Genomic DNA, 19,123 nt, shown 5'->3' on the forward strand with positions numbered 1-19,123 from the left:
GCTTCTCGCGCGTGCGCACCGCGGACCCGGGCGCCATTGGCGCCGACTCGCGCCGCCATTGGCGCCGACTCGCGTCAGTCGACCAGGCCCCGGCGCCGCGCGATCGCGGCCGCCTCGGTGCGGCCGGCAGCGCCGAGCTTGGCCAGGATCCGCGACACGTGCACCGACACCGTCTTGGCGCTGATGAAGAGCTGGCGTGCGATCTCGCCGTTGGAGCGGCCCTCGGCGACCAGCGCCAGGATCTCCGCCTCCCGGGGGGTCAGCGCGTCGGGCTCGGTCTCGGCACGCACCGGCGTCGAGCCGAGGGCGCGCAGCTCCTCGAGCAGCGGGCGCGCACCGAGGGCGCGCGCGGCCTCGCGGGCCAGGTCGGCGCTGACCCGGGCACCGGCGAGGTCCCCGCTCGCGCGCAGGATCCCGGCGAGACGCGTGCGCACGACCGCCAGCTCGTGGACGTGGCCGAACTCGCCGAACGCCGCCTCGGTCGCGTGCCAGGCGGCCACGAGCGTGTCCACCGGCGTCGGCTCCCCGCACAGCCACCGCGCGCGCAGCACCTCCGCGTCCAGGCGGTGCTCCCAGGCCCGTCCCTCCGGACCCCAGTGGCCCGAGGGGTCGGTGTACTGCTCACGCACCGTGCGGCCGTCCGCGTGCAGCCGCGCCACCCGCTCACCGATGAGCGCCCGCTCCGCCGTGCTCGCCCGCGGCACCAGTGCCGCGAGCTGCCCCGCCGCCACGGCCGCGAGCCGGATCCGCGCGCTGAACCACTCGTGCCAGATGCTGCCGAGCACGCCCACCGCCTCGTCGTACGCCGTGCCGACGGCGGCGGGGTCCCCCGAGCGCCCCGCCTCGATGATCTGCAGGCCACCGGCGTGGATCACGATCGCGCCCTCGCGGTGCCACAGGGCGCGCAGCGGCCGCAGCGCGGCGCTCACGTCGGCGCCGCGCGCCTGCTCGACGAGCAGGCGCGTCGCGGTCAGGATCGCGGCCGGGATCGGCGGGGCGTGCTCACCACAGTCGGTGAGGGCCAGCACCTCGTCCCACCGCCCTCGGACGTACTCGATCCACGCCAGCTGCCAGCGCGCCTCGAAGCCGTACGGCCCCCACTGCAGCCCGGTCTCGGCGGCACGCTCGACACCGCGCCGGAACCCCTCGGCCGCGACGTCGAGCTCCGCCCAGTCCGCATGGGAGCGGGCCAGCAGGAACCGGCCGCGCAGCTCGGCACTGACCACGCCGGCCTCCTCCGCCTGCGAGATCGCGTCGCGCAGCGCCGCGCGCAGGCCCTGCACCGGGCCGGCCTTCTTCAACCCGGAGAGGGTGGTGACGGCATCGGAGACGTGCTCGTGGAGGTTGAGGCGCTCGGCGAGGGCGAGCGCATCCATGCCCACCGCCTCGGCCTCGTCGTAACGGTCGACCGAGGCCAGGATCCGCGCGTGGATCGCCAGCGTCCGGGCGCGCAGCGCGCTGTCGCCCTCCGGGGCGAGCGCGACCGCCTCGGCGGAGATCAGCGAGGGGTCGGTGTCGGTCTCGGTGATGTAGAGCGCGTTGGCCTGGGCGGCCAGCATCCGGGCGCGCTGGGCGTCGGTCGCATCGGGCATCCGGCGCAGGTGGTCGGCGATCAGGGCGACTGCCCGCTCGGGGTCGCCGCTCGCGGTCCGCGCCTCGGCGGCCCGCACGACCAGACGGGAGGGCTCGACGTCGCGGCAGGCCAGGCAGCGCTCGGGGTCCGCGATCAGCTCGAGCGCCTGCTCGTAGTGGTACGCCGCCTCGTCGGGGCCACCGACCCGTGTCGCCTCCTCGCCGGCCTGGATGCTCGCGCTCAGTGCGGTGTCGAGGTCGTTGGCCAGCCGGGCGTGGCGGGCCAGCTCCGCGGCCGTGCCCCGGGCCGCGCCCTTCTGCAGCGCCGCGCCGTACGCCGCGTGCAGGCGGACCCGCTCGCCGGGCAGCAGGTCGTCGTACACCGCCTCGCCGAGAAGGGCGTGGCGGAAGGAGTAGGTGCCGCGCTCGGGGATCAGCACGTTCATCTCCACCGCGCCGCGCAGGCCGGCGTCGAGCGCGATCGGGTCGAGCCCGGAGACGGCCTCGACCATCTCGTGGGCGACGGAGCGACCACCCACGCTGGCGGTGCGCACCACCTGCCGGGCGAGGTCGTCGAGGCGATCCAGACGCAGCAGCAGCACGTCGGCGAGGTCGGCGGGCAGCCAGCGCTCGGGACCGGCGGCGGCGCTGGTGAGCTCCTCGACGAAGAACGCGTTGCCCTCGGCGCGCACCACCACGCTGTCGCTGAGCGCGTCGAGCTCCGCCCCGCCGAGCCCGGGCGGGGCCAGCTCCGCGACCAGCCGGCGTACCGCGTCGTCGTCCAGCGGGCCGAGCGCGAGGCGGGCGACGCCTCGCACGCGCGACCATTCCGCCACCTGGCGACGCAGCGGGTGGCGGCGGAAGAGGTCGTCGGAGCGGTAGGACACGACCATCACCACCGGCCCCACGAAGGCACGGGAGAACAGGAAGCTCAGCAGGTCGCGGGTCGAGCGGTCGGCCCAGTGGGCGTCCTCGACGACGAGCAGCAGCGGCGCCTCCGCGGCGACTCGCTCGAGCAGCACGTGCACGGCCTCGAACAGGTCCCCGCGGTCGAGGGTCGCCGCGTCGATGTCGCTGGGCTGCGCGGCCAGCACGCGGCGCCCGGGCTGGAGCCGCGCGAGCGCCGGGTGGCTGCGCGCGACGGTCTCGACGACCTCGGGACGGGTGACGGCGAGGTGCCCGAGCACCTCCGAGAACGGCAGGTACGGCAGCGCGCTGTCGCCGAAGTCCAGGCAGTGCCCGGCCGCGACCTGCCAGCCGGCGGCCACCGCGAGGTCGCGCAGCTCCATCAGCAGCCGGGTCTTGCCGACCCCGGCGTCCCCGGCGAGCAGCACGACGCCGCTCGCCCCGCCCGGACGCCCGTGCACGCCCAGCAGGGCGGCGAGCTCGGCGAGCTCGGCGTCGCGGCCGACGAGGGTCCCGCTCGGGTGAGGCACGTCCTCCATCTTGACGGTTTCGAGCCCCGATCGCTCGCGAGTATCGGTCATCGATCGGGTCGGTGGTTCGGCGCCGCCGGCGGCACGCTGCTCAACGGGCGTTGTCGGTGGCCTCGGCGGGCCGGCGCGCGCGGGCGCGGCGGCGGCCCCGGCGGCGGCTGCTGGCCCCGGCGCGGATCCGCTCGTTGCGGTAGTCCATCTCGGCTCGCCAGAACTGGTTGGTGCTCTCGTACATCTCTGCTCCCGTGCTCGCCCTCACCGGCTCTCGGTGATGACGCCGACACTGCGCGCCTGAGGGAGATCCCCGCATCGGGCAGTTGCCCTATGCCCGACCGCCCTGGCCTCCCCCACCCCGGCCTGAGGTACCCCTGAGGTAGTCGCCGAGTCGGCGCCAGTGGTGGCGCGAGTCGGCGCCAATGGTGGCGCGAGTCGGCGCCGATGGCGATCAGCCGATCGGTCGGCCACCGATCCAGGTGCTCCGCACCAGCGGTACGCCGGGGCGGTAGGCGAGATGGACGTGGCTGGGCGCGTCCAGCACCTGCAGGTCCGCGCGGCGCCCGGGCGCCAGCACTCCGACGTCGTCGCGGTCGAGGGCCGCGGCGCCCACCACTGTCGCGGCCCGCACCGCCTCCGCCGGCGTCATGCCGAGCTCGCGCACGGCCAGCGCGACGCAGAACGGCAGGCTCGAGGTGTACGACGAACCCGGGTTGCAGTCGCTGGCCAGGGCCACCTCGACCCCGGCGTCCAGCAGCCGGCGCGCGTCGGACCAGGGCTGCCGGGTGGAGAACTCGACCCCGGGCAGCAGGGTGGCGATCGTGCCGGAGTCGCGCAGCGCGTCGACGTCCGCGTCGGTGAGGAACGTGCAGTGGTCGACCGCGACCAGCCCCAGCTCGGCGGCGAGCCGCACCCCGGGGCCGGCGCCGAGCTGGTTGGCGTGCAGGCGTCCCCGCAGCCCGGCCGTCGCACCGGCCGCGAGCACCTCCCTCGCCTGGTCGGCGTCGAAGGCGCCCTCCTCGCAGAAGGCGTCGACCCAGCGGGCGTACGGCGCGGCCGCCTCGAGCATCGGGCCGGTGACCAGCGCGACGTACTCCTCGGGCGTGCTGTCCTCGGGCACCACGTGCGCGCCGAGGAAGGTCGTCTCGTCGGTGAACTGCCGCGCGATCGCGAGGCTGCGGGCCTCGTCGCGGACGGTGAGGCCGTAGCCGCTCTTGATCTCCACGGTGGTCGTGCCCTGCGCCCGCATCTCCGCCACGTGCCGCGCGACCTGCGCGGTGAGCCGCTCGTCGCTCGCCGCCCGGGTCGCCGCCACGGTGGTGCGGATCCCGCCGGCGGCGTACGGCGTGCCGGTCATCCGGGCGCTGAACTCCGCCGCGCGGTCCCCGGCGAAGACCAGGTGGCTGTGGCTGTCGACGAACCCGGGCAGCACCGCCCGCCCGCCCACGTCGTACGCCGTGTCCGCGGCAGGAGCCTCGGCGACCGGCCCGACCCAGGCGACCGTGCTCCCCTCGACGACCAGCGCCGCACGCTCGATGACGCCGAGCACCCCGTGGCCGAGCGCGGGGTCGCCGGTGACGAGCTCGGCGATCCCGGTGAGCAGGGTGCTGGTCATCGCGCGGCCTCCTCGACCAGGCCCCACACGGCGCCGACGGCGTCGGCGAGCTCGCGGCCGACGTCCTCGCGATCGGCGGCGGTGTGGACGACCCGGCCGTCGGCGACCACGTGGGTGACGTCGGCGGCGGTGGCCGCCCAGACGGCGGTCTGCACGCCCGCGCCGGTGCCGGCGGTGCGAGGGCCGGCGGTGTCGAGGGTGACCAGGTCGGCCCGGGCGCCCACCTCGATCCGGCCCGCGTCGGACACCCCGAGACTGTCGTGACGCAGCCCGGCCGCCAGCAGCTCGGCGGCCGGCCAGTGCCCGCGCCGCTCGGTGGCCAGGCGCTCGTGCAGCTCGAGGCCGCGTATCTCCTCGAAGAGGTCGACCACCGCGTGGCTGTCGCTGCCCACGCTGAGCCGCGCCCCGGCCTCGTGCAGCGCCCGGCCCGGGCCGATGCCGTCACCGAGGTCGCGCTCGGTGGTCGGGCACAGGCAGGCCGTCACCCCGGCGACCCCGAGGGCCCCGACGTCGCCGTCGGTCAGATGGGTGGCGTGCACGACGGTGGTGCCGGCGTGCAGCTGCCCGGCGCCGGCCAGCACCTGCGTCGGGGTGGCGCCGAGGCGGGCCAGGCACTCCTCGTTCTCCACGCGCTGCTCGGAGAGGTGCACGTGGACCAGCGGCCCCGCCCACCGCGCCAGCTGCTCGGGCGGCACCGCGCGCACCGAGTGCAGCGCCGCCCCGACCCGACCGTGCGCGGGCGCGGGCAGCGCCGCGACCCGGGCCGCCCAGGCGTCGATGTCACCGTCGCTGAAGCGCCGCTGCACCCCCTCCGGAGGCGCCCCGAACCCGCTGGAGAGGTAGCAGGCGTCCAGCAGCGTCACCCGCACCCCGGCATCCCGGCCGGCCTCGAGCAGCGCGAGCCCCATCACGTTCGGCTCGTCGTACGCCGTCCCGTCGAGCTGGTGGTGCAGGTAGTGGAACTCCCCCACGCCGGTGATCCCGGCCGCCGCCATCTCCCGGTACGCCGCCCGCGCGAGGCGCCGCAGCGAGTCGGGGTCGAGCACCGCCGCCACGGCGTACATCCGCTCGCGCCAGCTCCAGAAGCTCCCGCCGCCGCGCTGCTCGGGGACCTGGGTGCGCCCGCGCAGCGCCCGGTGGAAGGCGTGGCTGTGGGTGTTCGCCAGGCCGGGCAGGGTCAGCCCGGGCAGCCGCACCGCACCCCCGGTGCGCGCGGCCGGCGCCTGCGGCAGCACCGCGGCGAACCGCCCGTCGGCGACCTCGACCAGCACGTCGTCGCGCGTCGCGCCGTCCACCCAGGCCCGCTCCAGGAGGTACGCCGTGGCGCTCACGCACAATTCCTCTCATGGAGTTCGAGGACGTCGTACGACGCCGCCGCATGGTCCGCCGCTACGACCCGACGCCCGTCGACCCCGCGGTCGTCGACCGCGCGCTGGCCCACGCGACCCGGGCCCCCAGCGCGGGCTTCACCCAGGGCTGGGGCTTCCTGGTGCTGGACACCCCCGCCGACGTGGGCCGGTTCTGGGCCGCCACCGCCGAGGACACCGGCTCCCCGGACACCTGGCTGGCCGGCATGATGACGGCGCCGGTGGTGATCGTGCCGTGCAGCAGCAAGGCGGCCTACCTCGGCCGCTACGCCGAGCCGGACAAGGGCTGGACCGACCGCGAGGAGGCCCGCTGGCCGGTGCCCTACTGGCACATGGACACCGCCATGGCCAGCCTGCTGGTTCTGCTGACCGCTGTCGACGAAGGCCTCGGCGGCTGCTTCTTCGGCATCCCGCCGCACCGGCTGGACCGGCTGCGCGCGGAGTTCGCCATCCCCGACGACCACGACCCGATCGGCGTGGTCACGCTCGGGCACCCCGCGGCCGAGCCCGGCACCGCGGGCTCCCCCGCCCGGCGCCGGCGCCGGCCGCTCGCAGAGGTGGTCCACCGCGGCAGCTGGGGCGCGTCGGGCTGAGGTCACCGCGTCAGTCCAGCGTCCCGGGGGCGTCGAGGTCAACGGCACCGCCCCGTCCCGACAGCGTCCAGCCGCCGTGGCCTGCTCGTTTGCCTGCGCACCCCTTCGGGCACCGAGGGCGCCAGTCGCTCCCGGGAACGCCGGGGAGCCGCGATCGAGAGGCACCACCATGGGTTACGGACTCGGCGTCTTCCTGCTGGCGATCGGGCTGATCCTCGCCTTCGCCGTCACCGACGCCATCAACAACATCGACCTCACGATGGTCGGCTACATCCTCGCCGGCGCCGGCGCGCTGATCATCGTGCTGACCGCGATCCAGCTCAACGCCCGCCGCAGCGCGACCTCCGTGTCGCGCACCACCCACCCCGACGGCCGCCAGAGCGTCAGCGAGCAGCGCCGCGACGTCGACCCGCCGGCCACCATCTGAGCCGGAAGCCGCCACGCAGGCGACCGTGCCCCCTAGCCTGCGGGCATGGTCGCCCCCGAGGACGGCTCGCGCGAGCGCGCGGTCGCCAAGCTGCAGGCACTCGTCCGGATCCCGACGGTCAGCCACCCGGATCCTGCCGACATCGACACCGCGTCCTTCGACGCGTTCCTCGCCGAGCTGGCCGGGCAGTTCCCGCTGGTTCACGATCACCTCGAGCTGACCCGGATCCACACCCACGGGCTGCTCTTCCGCTGGCCGGGGGTCAGCGACGACCGGCCCCTCGTGCTGATGGCCCACCTCGACGTGGTGCCGGTCGAGGGCGAGTGGACCCACCCGCCGTTCTCCGGCGCCGTGGTCGACGGCCAGATCTGGGGCCGCGGCACCCTCGACGACAAGGGCTCGCTGGTCGCGATCTGCGAGGCCGTCGAGACCCTGCTCGAGCGCGGCCACGTCCCGGCGCAGGACGTCTGGCTCAGCTTCGGGTGCGACGAGGAGGTCTTCGGCGTCGCCGCCCCGCTGGCCGTCGAGGAGCTGCGCCGCCGCGGCGTACGCCCCTGGATGGTGCTCGACGAGGGCGGCGCGGTCGCCAGCGAGGCCTTTCCCGGCGTCGGCGCGCCGGTGGGCGTCGTCGGGGTCGCGGAGAAGGGGGTGACCTCCTTCGCGCTGCGCGTCGAGGGCCCCGGCGGCCACGCGTCCACCCCCTCCCGGCTCGGGCCGACCGCCCGGCTGGCCCGCGCCATCACCCGCCTCGAGCGCTCGCCGATGCCGGCCCGGGTCCCGGAGCCGACCATCGAGCTGTTCCGCCGTCTCGCCGCCCACGCGCCCGGCCCGCTGCGGCCGGTGATGGCCAACGCGGCCAAGGTGCGCCCGGTGCTCGCCCGGGTGCTGCTCGCCGCTGGGCCCGAGCCCGCCGCCCTCGCGCGCACCACGTTCGCGGTGACCACGCTGTCGGCCAGCCCGGCGATCAACGTGCTGGCCGCGACCGCGAAGGCCGGGGTCAACGTCCGGATCGCGATCGGCGACTCGGTCGCCGGCGTGCTCGAGCACGTGCGCCGCGCGGTGCGCGACGACCAGGTCCACCTCGACCTGCTCGAGGCCGGCGAGCCGACCCCGGTCTCCCCCACCGACGACCCGGCGTTCGCGCTGCTCGAGCAGACGATCACCGCGGTGTTCCCCGACGCCGTCCCCGCGCCGTACGTGCTCATGGCGGCCACCGACTCACGCCACTTCGCCGCGATCTGCGAGCGCGTCTACCGCTTCGCGCCGTTCCGGATGACCAAGGCGCAGCGCCAGTCGATCCACACGGTCGATGAGCACCTCGGCGTCGAGGCGTTCCTCGACGGCGTCGACTGGTACCGACTGCTGATCGAGAGGCTCCCCGCGTGAGCACCCCCGCACCGTCGCGCCCGCTCACCCCGGTGCACGGCCTCGCGGCTGTGGTCGGCTTCCTCGTCTGCGTGGAGGTGGCAGCGGGGTGCTGCAGGGCTTCTACACGCCGATCTATCCGCAGATCGCCGAGCACCTCTCGATCACCGAGGGCGACATCAACTGGTTCGAGGCCGCGCAGCTGATCGTCTCCGCGCTCTGCATGCCGCTGCTCGCGCGCCTCGGCGACCTGGTCGGGCACAAGAAGGTGCTGCTGCTCTCGACAGTCGTCACCGCGCTGGGGTCGTGGGGCCTCGCGCTGGCCCCCGGCTTCTCCACGTTCCTCATCGCCTGGGCGCTGCAGGGCGCGTACGTCGTGTGGCTGCCGATCGAGGTCGCGATCATCTACCGGCGTACGGCGGGGACCGGGCGCCAGGCACTGCTGACCCGCCGCGCCGCCGCGATCCTGGTGGGCGCCCTGGAGGTGTCGGTGATCGTGGCCGCGCTGAGCTCGGGCCTGCTGGTCGAGAGGCTCTCGATGACCACCCTGCTGATGCTGCCCGCGATCGCGGTCACCGGCTGCCTGGCGCTGATCTGGTGGGGCGTCGAGGACACCCCGGGGCTGGCGTCGGGCGGCATCGACTGGCACGGCCTGGGCCTGATCACCCTGGCGATCGGCCTGATGATGGGCGGGCTGGTGCTGGTGCGCCTCGACGGCGTCGGCAGCGTCCCCGCCTGGCTGCTGGTGCTCGCCGGCCTGGCGATGCTGGTGCCGTTCGCGCGCCTGGAGAACCGCCTGGCCGAGCCGCTGGTCGACGTACGCCTGCTGGCCTCGCCCGGCCAGTGGCCCGTGCAGCTCACCGCGTTCCTCTTCGGCATGTCGGTGCTCGGCGCCCAGATCCCGCTGTCCACCTTCGCCCAGAGCGACCCCGACGTCGCCGGCTACGGGCTCGGCGCGTCCTCGGCGTTCGTCTCCACGCTGATCGGGGTCTACGTGCTGTGCATGGCGGCCGGCGCGCTCGGGCTGCCGCTGACCGTCCGGCTGTGCGGACCCCGTGGTGCGCTGGTGCTCTCGGCGCTGCTGGTCGCGCTCGGCTACGCGATGTGGCTGGTCCTGCACGACACCACCGCCCAGGGCCTGACGAACATGGCGATCATCGGCATCGGCTCGGGCGGTCTGGTGGCCGCCCTGCCCGCGACGGCCGCCGCGGCGGCCCCGCCGGAACGCACCGGCTTCGCGACCGGGATGACCAACGCGACCAAGACCATGGGCGGCGCGATCGCCTCGGCGGTCTTCGCGATCGCGCTCACCGCGACCGGCTCCCTGGAGGGCCCCGACGAGGGCAAGGCGCCGTTCTCGGGCTACCTGACCGTCTGGGCGGTCTGCGCCGGCGCCGCCCTGGTCGCCGCGGTGGTGCTGCTCGCGCTGCCGCGCCAGGTCGCGGCCGACGCGGGTGAGTCCCGCGTGCTGCCCGAGACCCCCGCCGGGGTCTGACCCGCGACCTAGGATCGGTGCCATGACCGGGACCGACCCCGAGCATGACGACGCCACCCCCGACCGCCCCGCCCCGGAGCAGCGGCCGCTGTCACGCGCGGAGGAGCAGGCGGCCGCGCGCGCCCGCGCCACCCAGCAGCAGACCTGGGTGGACCTGCAGGTACGCCGCGCGATGGACCGCGGCGACTTCGACGACCTCCCCGGCGCCGGGCGCCCGATCGAGGGGCTCGGCGCCGAGCACGACCCGGACTGGTGGATCAAGGGACTCATCGAGCGCGAGCGGGTGGTCGTGCTGCCGCCCAGCGTCGAGCTGCGCAAGGAGGACGCCGGGCTCGACGACCACCTCGACACGCTCACCACCGAGGGCCAGGTCCGCGAGCACCTCGAGGACTTCAACTCCCGGGTGATCGCCGCGCGCTACCGGCTCCCGGAGGGCCCGCCGCTGATCACGATGCCGCGCGACGTGGAGGCTGAGATCGTGGCCTGGCACGAGCGGCGGGCGGTGCGACGCCTCGACCAGCGCGCGAGGCTCGACCGACGCGACGACCAGCCGGCACGCAGGCGCCGTTGGTGGCGGCGACGCTGAGAGACATGCCTCATACCGGGCCGTCGCCACCCGCTGCTACCTTCCCGCCATGTCGAGCACCCAGAGTCCCAAGGACTTCTTCCGACCCCTGGCCGTCGGTGCCCCCGAGCCGCTGCGCGAGGTGCCGGCGCGGCCGAGCCGGGCCATCCACTTCTTCGACCCGAGCAACCCCAAGATGGCCGCGAAGGTGCCGGACATGGTCGGCACCGTCGACGTGCTGCTGGGCAACCTCGAGGACGCCGTCAAGGCCGACAACAAGGTCGCCGCGCGCGAGGGCCTGGTCGAGATCGCCCGGAACACTGCCAATCTCGGTGGGCAGAGCGGCCCGACGCAGCTGTGGACCCGGATCAACTCCCTCGACAGCCCCTGGGCGCTCGACGACCTGACCACGCTGGTGCCGGCGATCGGCGACAAGCTCGACGTGATCATGGTGCCCAAGGTGCAGGGCGCCGAGGACATCCACTACGTCGACCGGCTGCTCGCCCAGCTCGAGGCGAAGGCCGGCCTGACCCGTCCGATCCTCATCCACGCGATTCTCGAGACCGCCCGCGGCGTCGCCAACGTCGAGGAGATCTGCGGCGCCAGCCCGCGCATGCAGGGCCTCTCCCTCGGCCCCGCCGACCTGGCGGCCGACCGCCGCATGAAGACCACCCGCGTCGGCGGCGGGCACCCGGGCTACCTGGTGCGCCAGGACCCGGTCGACGGCGAGATCAACGGCCCGCGCACGACGTACCAGCAGGACCTGTGGCACTACACGATCGCGCGGATGGTCGACGCGTGCGCGACGCACGGGATCTACCCCTACTACGGCCCGTTCGGCGACATCACCGACGTGGTGGCCTGCGAGGACCAGTTCCGCAACGCCTTCCTGCTCGGCTGCGTCGGCACCTGGAGCCTGCACCCCAAGCAGATCGCGATCGCCAACCGGGTCTTCTCCCCGAGCGTGGAGGACGTCAGGCACGCCCGTCGGGTCGCCAAGGCGATGGGCGACGGCACCGGTGCGGTGATGCTCGACGGGAAGATGGAGGACGACGCCTCGCTCAAGCAGTGCCTGGTGATGGTGGAGCTGGCCGAGCAGCTGGCCGCGGTCGACCCCGAGCTCAAGAAGGCCTATGACGCGATCGAGCTGGAGGACTGAGATGAGCGAGACCGTCTACACCCCGCTGCGCTCGGTGCTCTACATGCCGAGCTCCAACGCGCGGGCCCTGGAGAAGGCCACGTCGATCGCGTGCGACGCGCTGATCCTCGACCTCGAGGACGCCGTCGCCCCCGACGCCAAGGACGCCGCCCGCGAAGCCGCCTGCGCCGCCGTCGCCTCCGGCGCGTACGGCCGGCGCGCGGTCACCATCCGCGTCAACGGCCTCGGCACCGAGTGGCACCAGGCCGACCTCGCGGCCGCAGCGCAGGCGGGCCCGGCGGCGATCGTCGTACCGAAGGTCAACAGCGCCGCCGAGGTCAAGCAGCTGGTCGCCGCGATGGAGCACGCCGGGGCGCCGGAGCACACCAAGCTCTGGGCGATGATCGAGACGCCGGTGGCGATCCTCGACGTGCTCGCGATCGCCCGCGCCTCCGAGCGGCTCACCGCGTTCGTGATCGGCACCAACGACCTGGTCAAGGAGCTGTACGCCGAGCACGTGCCCGGTCGCGCGCCGATCCTGCCCTCGCTGCACACCGCCCTGCTGGCCGCCCGCGCGGCCGGGATCGCGATCCTGGACGGCGTCTACAACGACGTGAAGGACACCGACGGGTTCCTCGCCGAGTGCCGCCAGGGCCGGGAGATGGGCTTCGACGGCAAGACCCTCATCCACCCCGGGCAGGTGGCCGGCGCCAACGAGGCGTTCGCGCCCTCCGCGCAGGCCGTCGAGGACGCCCGCGGGCTGATCCAGGCCTGGGAGGACGGCCAGGGCGCCGGAGTGGTGACCTACCGGGGCCGGATGGTGGAGAACCTGCACGTGGAGTCCGCGCGGCGCACGCTGAGCATCCACGAGGCGATCCTGGCCCTGGGCGACTGACGCCGAAGATCCTCTCGCAAGCCCGACGTTTGCAGATGTGAACGTCCGGTTAACGGGTGGTCATCACCTAAGAGAGGGAGTACGACATGGTTGTCCTCGGACTTATCCTGCTGATCATCGGTCTCGTGACGTCGATGAGCATCCTGACCACGATCGGCGCGATCCTGCTCGTTGTCGGACTGATCCTCAACTTCGTGCCCGTGGGCGGCACGCGCCGCAGGGTCTTCTGACCTCGCACGCAGCCCAGTGAGGAGCCCCGGACCGTGATGGTCCGGGGCTCCTCGCTGTCTTGCGGGCACCGCCCTACTCGGGGGCGGTCGTCGGGGGGCCCTCGTCGGACCCGGCATCAACGCCGGGGCGGTAGACGAGCGGGCCACGCTCGCTGGCGGGAGGCAGGCCGACGTCCGGCGCCTCGCCATAGCTGAAGGTCGCGGCGTACGGCCCCGGCTGCGGGTCGATGCCGCTGAACTCGGCACGCACCAGCCGCAGGTCGCGGTCGACCCACAGGTCATAGGTGGTGGGGACGTCCAGGCCGTCGCCGCCGGCCTCGGAGCCCTGCACCTGCAGGCGGCGTGTCGTCACGCCGTCGGGACCGGTCTCGACACCCAGGTCGGTCAGGATCGGCGAGCCCGGGAGCGAGGCGAACCGGGTCACCGGGTCGAGGACCAGCAGGCCCTGGATCACCAGATCACCGACGGAGCTGTCCTTGTCCGTGCAGCTGTAGGGCCGTGGACTGGGCTGGATCCAGCCCGTCGCATCGTCGCCCCAGGCCTCGACCGCGAGCCCGGTCGCGCGGTTCACGCACACGCGCCCGTCCGCCAGCTGCAGCTGCACGTGCTCCGCGCCCTCCGCCTCCCACGCGAACCGCCGCGCGGCCCGGAAGGGAGAGGCGGACGACGGCGCGAGGTGGACGGTCGTCGCGTACTGACCGCCGGTCACCACCACCCGTACGCCGCCGGCCCGCACCATCTCGCCGAGCAGCGCATCCCGCACGGTGTCCGCGTCGGCATCGAGGGGGCCGGCGCCCAGCACGTTGGCCAGGGTCGCCGGCCCCGAGTCGCCGCCGTCCGGCGCGGAGCCGTCGGCGGTGCACCCGGTTGCGAGCGCGGCGACGAGCACGATCCCGAAGATGCCCGCGCGCCGCCTCACGCCGGCACGGTAGACCGCGATGCCCTCCCCCGGCGTCCCCAAAATTCGTCTCTAGATCCGCCTCGCGACACGACGCTCGACGTTCGGCAGCCGCCGGGGTCCTGCGAGCTGGCGAGACTCAGTGCGGCGTGGGGCGATAGATCAGCTCCTGGGTGCGCCCGTCGAGCGTGCGGCTCTCCAGCAGCTCGAGGTCCGAGTCGCCGGCGCCGCCGAAGACCGGGAGCGTGCCGGTGGTGCCAGTGAGGACCGGAAACACCGTCACCTGCACCCGGTCGACCAGGCCGGCGGCCATCAGCGCCCAGTTCAGCGAGAGGCTGCCGTGCGAGCGCAGCGGCGCGTCGGACTCCTCCTTGAGCCGGGCGACGACGTCGACGGCGTCGCCGCTCGCGAGGGTGGCGTCCGGCCAGTCGAGGGGCCCCTCGAGCGTGGAGGACACCACGGTGGTGGGCAGGTTCGTCATCTCGGTGACCCAGGAGTCACGCACCTCGGAGTCCTCGGAGCCGGTGGACAGCATGCGCACGAAGTCCCGGAACGTCGTGGCGCCGAGGACCAGCCGCTGGTCGCCGGCGTACTGCGAGCGACGGCGCTCGAGCAGCTCGGGACCCTGCTTGCCCCAGTAGCCGCCCCAGTCGCCGCCCGGGCCGTAGGAGCCGTAGCCGTCGAGGCTGGCGAAGACGTCGAAGGTGTAGGTCGCGCTCATGCGTGCTCCTGTCGCTGGGTTGCGGGTCTGCGGCTATCCGACCAGGGACTGCCGCCGAAATCATCGGCATCGCGGACCCGCCGACGACGACCGACCAGCACCCGGAAGGCCCCCGGGCGACACCCCCTCGACCCGATCCGGGGAGGATGGCGGCATGGACGAGCAGAAGCGCGGCACGGACGAGCTGCAGATCCGGATCGCGCTGGGCGCCGCCGTGGGCATCACCGCCGGGGTCGTCCTCTTCCTGATCTCGAACAGCTGGGCCATGGTCGCCGTCGGCGTGGTGCTGGGCCTCATCACCGCGGCCGTGCCCTCCGGCCGCAGCCGGCCCGAGGAGAACGGTCCCCCAGCGGACCCGCGCTGACCGTCTGCCACCGGCACGGCGATGAGTCCGGGCGCCGCCGGTTGTCTCCACTGAGATGACGACCTTCGCGCTCGTGCACGGCTCGGGCGACGGCGGCTGGGCCTGGCACCTCGTGCAGCAGGCCCTGCGCAGCCGCGGGCACGACGCCGTCGCACCCGACCTCCCGACCGACCGGGACGACGCCACCTGGGCCGACTGCGTCGACGCGGTCGCCACGGCTGTCGAGACGACGGCCGGCGCGGGCGACGACGTGGTCGTGGTCGGGCACTCCTCCGGCGCCTTCGTGGCGGCGCTGGCCGCGGCTCGTCTGGACGCGCCGCAGGTCTTCGTCGCCGGGATGGTGCCGCGGCCCGGGGAGAGCGCGCTGGAGTGGTTCGGGGCGGTGGGCTGGGATGCGGCAGTCGCGGCCGGTGCCCGGGAGGACGGCGGGCGCACCGGCAGCCCGGACCCGATGGTCGCCTTCTTCCACGACGTCGCGCCCGGGCTCGCCCGGGAGGCCGTCGCCCACGAGCGCCCGACCAGCGACGCGCTCGGCGAGGTCCCGTGGCCCGGCCCCGGACCCGCGGTCCCGGCGCGGTACGTCGTGACCGCGCAGGACCGTTTCCTCCCGCCGGTGCTCCAGCGCCAGGTCGCCCGCACCCGCCTCGGGATCCGCGAACCCGACGAGATCGCCGCCGGCCACTGTGTGCACCTCAGCCGCCCCGACGAGCTCGCCGCCGTCCTCACCGGCGCGGCCGGGCGGCCCCGGGCTCAGCGGGCGTAGCGCCCCGGCACCCGCCCGGAGCCGACCAGCCCGTCGACCGTGTCGCCGATCGTGCTCACCAGCGGAGTCGGCTCGACGCCCAGCTCGGTGCGGGCCGGCGTGTCGTCCACCCGGGTGTCGCGCAGCACGATCTCCACCCCCTCCCGGTCGCCCGGGAGGTGCCAGCGCGCCGGCAGCCGGCGCTGGACCGCGTCGAGCAGCCGGGACTGCGGACCGATCAACCGGCCCGGCACCAGCACGTGCGGGAAGCGGCGCCCGGTCGCCTGCGCGAACGCGGCGTACAGCTCGTCGCCGTCGACGTGGTGCCCGGGGACGACGTAGCGCCGCGGTCCCCGGTCGGGCTCGAGCACCGCCGCCGTCACCGCCGCCACGTCACGTACGTCGGTGACGTGCAGGCCGCCCTGCGGCCAGAACGGGAACCGGCCGGTGAGGATCCAGCGAAGCCGCTCGCCCTGGTCGCCCCGGTAGGGGTCGTCCGGGCCGTAGACGGCACCGGGATAGACGGTGACCACCGGCGCGCCGGCCTCCTGCAGACGCCGGGCGACGAGCTCGGAGGCGATCTTGGACTGCGCGTAGGGCAGGTCGATGTCGCCCAGCGGCAGGTCCGGCCCGCTCCCGGCGTACCGCGTGAGCGCGACGGTCGTCGACACGTGCACCACCGGGTCCAGGCCCGAGGCGACCGCCCGGCCGAGGACCACCTCGGCGGCCCGCAGGTTGGTACGCCGGACCTCCGCGCCGCGGCGCGGGTCGAGGGAGTACACCGCCGCCGCGTGCACCACTGCCTCGCAGCCGGCGACGGCCTCGGCCACCACCGACTCGTCGAGCACGTCGCCGACGACGACGTCGGTGACCTCGACACCTCGAGGGCCGAGCGAGACCGGCACCTGGTCCGGGCGTCGGACCAGCAGGCGCAGGTCGTGGCCGGCGGCGGCGATCGCCGCCGCCGTGTGGCACCCGACGAAGCCCGTACCGCCGGTCAGCAGCACCCTCATCTCTCGATGGTGCCGCAGTCCGCAATCGAGCGGAACCACCACAACCGCCGCCCCTTTCACAGCAGCCCCTTCCCAGCGCCCGGCACGGGGGTCAGACTGCTGGGATGACCGCGCAGATCGATCTGGAGGCAGCCGGGGACGCGCTGCTGGCGACGCTCGCCGGGGTCACCGACGCCGACCTCGAGCTCACCACCCCCTGCTCCGGGACCACGGTCGCCGAGCTGCTCCAGCACCTCGTCGGGCTGACGCTCGCCTTGCGGGCGACGGCCGAGAAGGAGCTCGGCGTGCTGACTGACACCAGTCCCGACGCCGACGGCTGGCCCGCCCTGGAGCCCGGCTGGCGCCCCGCCCTCGAGCGCCAGGTGCCGGCCCTGGCGCAGGCATGGCGCGAGGACGATGCCTGGCAGGGGATGACCCGGGCCGGCGGGGTGGAGCTGCCAGGAGCGGTCGCGGGGCTGGTCGCCCTCGACGAGCTGGTCCTGCACGGGTGGGACCTCGCCCGCGCCACCGGCCAGGACTACCGCCCGGACAAGGCGACGGCGGCCGCGTGCATGGCGTTCGTGGAGGGCTTCGACGCCGGCGGGACTCCGGGTCTGTTCGGCCCCGCCGTACCCGTCGACGACGGCGCCCCGCTCCTCGACCGGCTGGTCGCGCGCGCCGGGCGCGACCCGGGCTGGTCGGCAGGCTGACCCACCCGCCGACCCGGCCGGCTGCCGGCTCAGGCGTGCGCCAGCCGCGCCTCCAGCCGCGCCACGCCGGGCCCCTGCAGCATCGACAGCGCCGCCGTGGTCCGCTGGGTCATCAGCAGCGCGAGCGCCCCGGCCGAGCCGGAGACCTCCGGTCCCTCCCCCGCCGTCCAGTTCGTGCCGTCCGCACAGCACAGGCGTACGCCGGCCAGCCGGCGCCGGGCGTGGAAGGGAAAGCCCATCGACCACAGCCGCGACAGCGCCACCCCGGCCACAGCCGCGGGGACCTGGCGATGCAGCCCCAGCGGTACCGCGATGTCCTGCCCGTGCACGACCACGTCGGGCAGGATGTTGGCGTCGACGACGAACACCGGTCTGCGGCGCGAGCCGGCGCTCTCCTCCACCGCCCGCACCAGCTCCCCGGGCGACTGCCTCGCCGCCGCCCTCCGTGTGAGGTCGCGGCTCGCGTGCCAGACGTTGCCGCGAGCACGCGCCGTCGCCGCGGCCATGACCGAGAGGCTCGGCTCACCCGCTGGCGTCATCACCAGGTGCGCGACCACGTCGCGCACCGTCCACTCCGTGCACAGCGTCCGCGTCGCCCATTGGGCGTCGCTCAGCGTCGTGAGGGTTCGGGCCAGGCTCAGGCGTTCGTCGCGGAGCAGGTCCCAGGCATCGTCGTCCATGAGAGACTCCAACTAGTCAAGGTCTTTGACTACTCTGCGCCTTCGCGCCGCCCGCTGACAAGGGGTCTCGCATGTCCCTCCACCCGCCCGCCGAGTCCGCCCCGAGCACCGGCGTCCTGCTCCTCCTGCCCTACCGGCACCTGGAGGACCGGGTGCTGCGCGCGGTGGCCGCCGCCGGTCACGAGATCAGCCTCGCCCAGGCGCGCGTCTTCCAGCGCGTGAGCCCGGACGGTTCGCGGCTCACCGACCTCGCGGCCGCCGCCCAGACGAGCAAGCAGGCGGCCGGCTTCTTGGTCGACGAGCTCGAGCGGGGCGGGTACGTCGTACGCGTCCCCGATCCGCGCGACGGCCGGGCCCGGCTGATCCGGATCACCGATCGCGGCCGCGCGGTGATCGCCGTGGCGCGGGTCGAGCAGGACCGCGTCGAGGCGGAGTGGGAGGCGCACGTCGGACCACGCCGGATGCGGGAGCTCCGCTCGACCCTCGCGCTGCTGCGCGAGATCACCGACCCGTGGCAGTAGGCCGGCGCGCTCAGGCGCGGTTGCGCGCGACGGCCTCGCGGACCAGCTCCACGAACGCCGCCTCGTCGAGCAGGTCGCCCTCGCGCAGGTCGATCGCCCGGCGGGTGCCGGCGTCCAGGCTGGCGTTGAACAGGCTGGAGGGGTCGTCGAGGGAGGCGCCCCGGGCGAAGGTCAGCTTGACCTTGTCGCGGTAGGTCTCCGCCGTGCAGATCAGGCCGTCGCAGGAGAAGGTCGGGACCCCCGCGGGATTGGTGGGCTTGACCCACTTGGCCTCCTCGACCACGGCCGGCTCGGCGGCCATGATCAGCGACCGCACGGTGTCGATGGTCTCGCTGCGCCAGTCCTCGCTCATCCTCGGGACGATACGCCGGTCCGGGCCCCGCGTCAGTGGCTGAATCGGCGGGCGTCGGGGGTCTCCGCCCAGGCCTGGAACCCGCCGATGAGGTCGGTGGCGCGCGACAGGCCGAGCTGTTGGAGGGTGTGCGCCGCCAGGCTCGAGCTGTAGCCCTGGTCGCAGACCAGCACGATGCGCCGGTCGGGGTCGTCGGCGCCCGGCAGCCGGTGCGGGCTGGTCGGGTCCAGGCGCCACTCGAGCACGTTGCGCCCGATCACCACCGCGCCGGGCAGCTCGCCGTCGCGGTCGCGCAGCTCGAGCGGACGGATGTCGACGATCAGGGCGCCCCCGGCGCGCACGGCGGGCAGGTCCTCGGCCGCGACCCGGTCGAGCCCGCGGCGGCTCTGCTCGAGCAGGCGGTCGATCGCCGAGGCGTCAGGGGTGGTCATGTCCTGACGATACGAAAGAC

Annotated in this window: 21 protein-coding genes; 11 read left to right on the top strand and 10 right to left on the bottom strand. The window is 74.6% G+C overall.

Annotated features, from left to right (window positions below; genetic code table 11):
• Positions 1 to 74 precede the first annotated feature (74 nt).
• The 4 genes from GFH29_RS18930 to GFH29_RS18945 form a co-directional block, all read right to left on the bottom strand.
• Positions 75 to 3,008, bottom strand: a complete 2,934-nt coding sequence (locus GFH29_RS18930) for a helix-turn-helix transcriptional regulator (protein ID WP_194289064.1) — start codon at positions 3,006 to 3,008, stop codon at positions 75 to 77.
• A gap of 91 nt (positions 3,009 to 3,099) precedes the next feature.
• A complete protein-coding gene (locus tag GFH29_RS18935; RefSeq protein WP_153325287.1) occupies positions 3,100 to 3,243 on the bottom strand; it encodes a hypothetical protein in 144 nt (47 codons plus the stop codon).
• 210 nt (positions 3,244 to 3,453) lie between these two features.
• Entirely contained in the window at positions 3,454 to 4,617 is a 1,164-nt protein-coding gene (gene hutI, locus GFH29_RS18940; RefSeq protein WP_153325288.1) for an imidazolonepropionase, read from the bottom strand.
• Positions 4,614 to 5,948 carry a formimidoylglutamate deiminase gene (locus GFH29_RS18945; RefSeq protein WP_323368669.1) on the bottom strand — a complete coding sequence of 445 codons (1,335 nt, stop codon included), beginning with the start codon at positions 5,946 to 5,948 and terminating at the stop codon, positions 4,614 to 4,616. The genes hutI and GFH29_RS18945 overlap by 4 nt, the downstream gene beginning before the upstream one ends.
• Positions 5,949 to 5,962: 14 nt before the next feature.
• Between GFH29_RS18945 and GFH29_RS18950 the strand changes: the two genes are divergently transcribed.
• From GFH29_RS18950 to GFH29_RS18980, 7 genes are all read left to right on the top strand, one after another.
• Entirely contained in the window at positions 5,963 to 6,577 is a 615-nt protein-coding gene (locus GFH29_RS18950) for a nitroreductase family protein (protein WP_153325290.1), read from the top strand.
• A 169-nt stretch (positions 6,578 to 6,746) separates the two neighbouring features.
• Complete coding sequence (locus GFH29_RS18955) at positions 6,747 to 7,004, top strand: DUF6458 family protein (RefSeq protein WP_153325291.1); 258 nt, start codon at positions 6,747 to 6,749, stop codon at positions 7,002 to 7,004.
• 45 nt (positions 7,005 to 7,049) lie between these two features.
• Complete coding sequence (locus GFH29_RS18960) at positions 7,050 to 8,390, top strand: M20/M25/M40 family metallo-hydrolase (protein ID WP_153325292.1); 1,341 nt, start codon at positions 7,050 to 7,052, stop codon at positions 8,388 to 8,390.
• 88 nt (positions 8,391 to 8,478) lie between these two features.
• Positions 8,479 to 9,864 carry an MFS transporter gene (locus GFH29_RS18965; protein ID WP_228387621.1) on the top strand — a complete coding sequence of 462 codons (1,386 nt, stop codon included), beginning with the start codon at positions 8,479 to 8,481 and terminating at the stop codon, positions 9,862 to 9,864.
• Between the two features lie 22 nt (positions 9,865 to 9,886).
• On the top strand, positions 9,887 to 10,450 hold the full coding sequence (locus GFH29_RS18970; protein WP_153325293.1) for a DUF1992 domain-containing protein: 564 nt from the start codon (positions 9,887 to 9,889) through the stop codon (positions 10,448 to 10,450).
• Positions 10,451 to 10,499: 49 nt separating this feature from the next.
• A complete protein-coding gene (locus GFH29_RS18975) occupies positions 10,500 to 11,588 on the top strand; it encodes an HpcH/HpaI aldolase/citrate lyase family protein (protein WP_153325294.1) in 1,089 nt (362 codons plus the stop codon).
• 1 nt (position 11,589) lies between these two features.
• Positions 11,590 to 12,462, top strand: coding sequence for an HpcH/HpaI aldolase/citrate lyase family protein (locus GFH29_RS18980; RefSeq protein ID WP_153325295.1), 873 nt, complete (start codon positions 11,590 to 11,592; stop codon positions 12,460 to 12,462).
• A gap of 303 nt (positions 12,463 to 12,765) precedes the next feature.
• Here the strand turns inward: GFH29_RS18980 and GFH29_RS18985 are convergent, their stop codons facing one another.
• Together GFH29_RS18985 and GFH29_RS18990 are read right to left on the bottom strand one after the other, a co-directional pair.
• Positions 12,766 to 13,611 (bottom strand): hypothetical protein, encoded by an 846-nt coding sequence (locus GFH29_RS18985; RefSeq protein ID WP_153325296.1) that lies wholly within the window; start codon positions 13,609 to 13,611, stop codon positions 12,766 to 12,768.
• A 118-nt stretch (positions 13,612 to 13,729) separates the two neighbouring features.
• Positions 13,730 to 14,311, bottom strand: coding sequence for a dihydrofolate reductase family protein (locus tag GFH29_RS18990; RefSeq protein ID WP_153325297.1), 582 nt, complete (start codon positions 14,309 to 14,311; stop codon positions 13,730 to 13,732).
• A gap of 154 nt (positions 14,312 to 14,465) precedes the next feature.
• On the opposite strand from GFH29_RS18990, the gene GFH29_RS18995 reads away from it, so the two are divergent.
• Positions 14,466 to 14,675, top strand: a complete 210-nt coding sequence (locus GFH29_RS18995; RefSeq protein ID WP_153325298.1) for a hypothetical protein — start codon at positions 14,466 to 14,468, stop codon at positions 14,673 to 14,675.
• Positions 14,676 to 14,730: 55 nt separating this feature from the next.
• Complete coding sequence (locus tag GFH29_RS19000) at positions 14,731 to 15,438, top strand: alpha/beta fold hydrolase (protein WP_153325299.1); 708 nt, start codon at positions 14,731 to 14,733, stop codon at positions 15,436 to 15,438.
• On the opposite strand, the gene GFH29_RS19005 is transcribed toward GFH29_RS19000, so the two are convergent.
• On the bottom strand, positions 15,426 to 16,430 hold the full coding sequence (locus GFH29_RS19005) for an NAD-dependent epimerase/dehydratase family protein (protein WP_153325300.1): 1,005 nt from the start codon (positions 16,428 to 16,430) through the stop codon (positions 15,426 to 15,428). The two genes, GFH29_RS19000 and GFH29_RS19005, sit on opposite strands and share 13 nt — an antisense overlap.
• Before the next feature lie 104 nt (positions 16,431 to 16,534).
• Here GFH29_RS19005 and GFH29_RS19010 point away from each other — a divergent pair, with 104 nt between their 5' ends.
• Positions 16,535 to 17,119 (top strand): TIGR03086 family metal-binding protein, encoded by a 585-nt coding sequence (locus tag GFH29_RS19010; RefSeq protein WP_153325301.1) that lies wholly within the window; start codon positions 16,535 to 16,537, stop codon positions 17,117 to 17,119.
• Between the two features lie 29 nt (positions 17,120 to 17,148).
• Here GFH29_RS19010 and GFH29_RS19015 read toward each other — a convergent pair whose 3' ends face one another.
• A complete protein-coding gene (locus tag GFH29_RS19015; RefSeq protein ID WP_153325302.1) occupies positions 17,149 to 17,799 on the bottom strand; it encodes a maleylpyruvate isomerase family mycothiol-dependent enzyme in 651 nt (216 codons plus the stop codon).
• Between the two features lie 71 nt (positions 17,800 to 17,870).
• On the opposite strand from GFH29_RS19015, the gene GFH29_RS19020 reads away from it, so the two are divergent.
• Positions 17,871 to 18,320, top strand: a complete 450-nt coding sequence (locus GFH29_RS19020; RefSeq protein ID WP_153325303.1) for a MarR family winged helix-turn-helix transcriptional regulator — start codon at positions 17,871 to 17,873, stop codon at positions 18,318 to 18,320.
• A 10-nt stretch (positions 18,321 to 18,330) separates the two neighbouring features.
• Here GFH29_RS19020 and GFH29_RS19025 read toward each other — a convergent pair whose 3' ends face one another.
• Positions 18,331 to 18,672, bottom strand: a complete 342-nt coding sequence (locus GFH29_RS19025) for a DUF1801 domain-containing protein (protein ID WP_153325304.1) — start codon at positions 18,670 to 18,672, stop codon at positions 18,331 to 18,333.
• Positions 18,673 to 18,704: 32 nt separating this feature from the next.
• A complete protein-coding gene (locus GFH29_RS19030) occupies positions 18,705 to 19,103 on the bottom strand; it encodes a rhodanese-like domain-containing protein (RefSeq protein WP_153325305.1) in 399 nt (132 codons plus the stop codon).
• Between the last annotated feature and the right edge of the window lie 20 nt (positions 19,104 to 19,123).

Origin of the sequence: Nocardioides sp. dk884, from assembly GCF_009557055.1 — a bacterium.
Lineage (GTDB): Bacteria > Actinomycetota > Actinomycetes > Propionibacteriales > Nocardioidaceae > Nocardioides.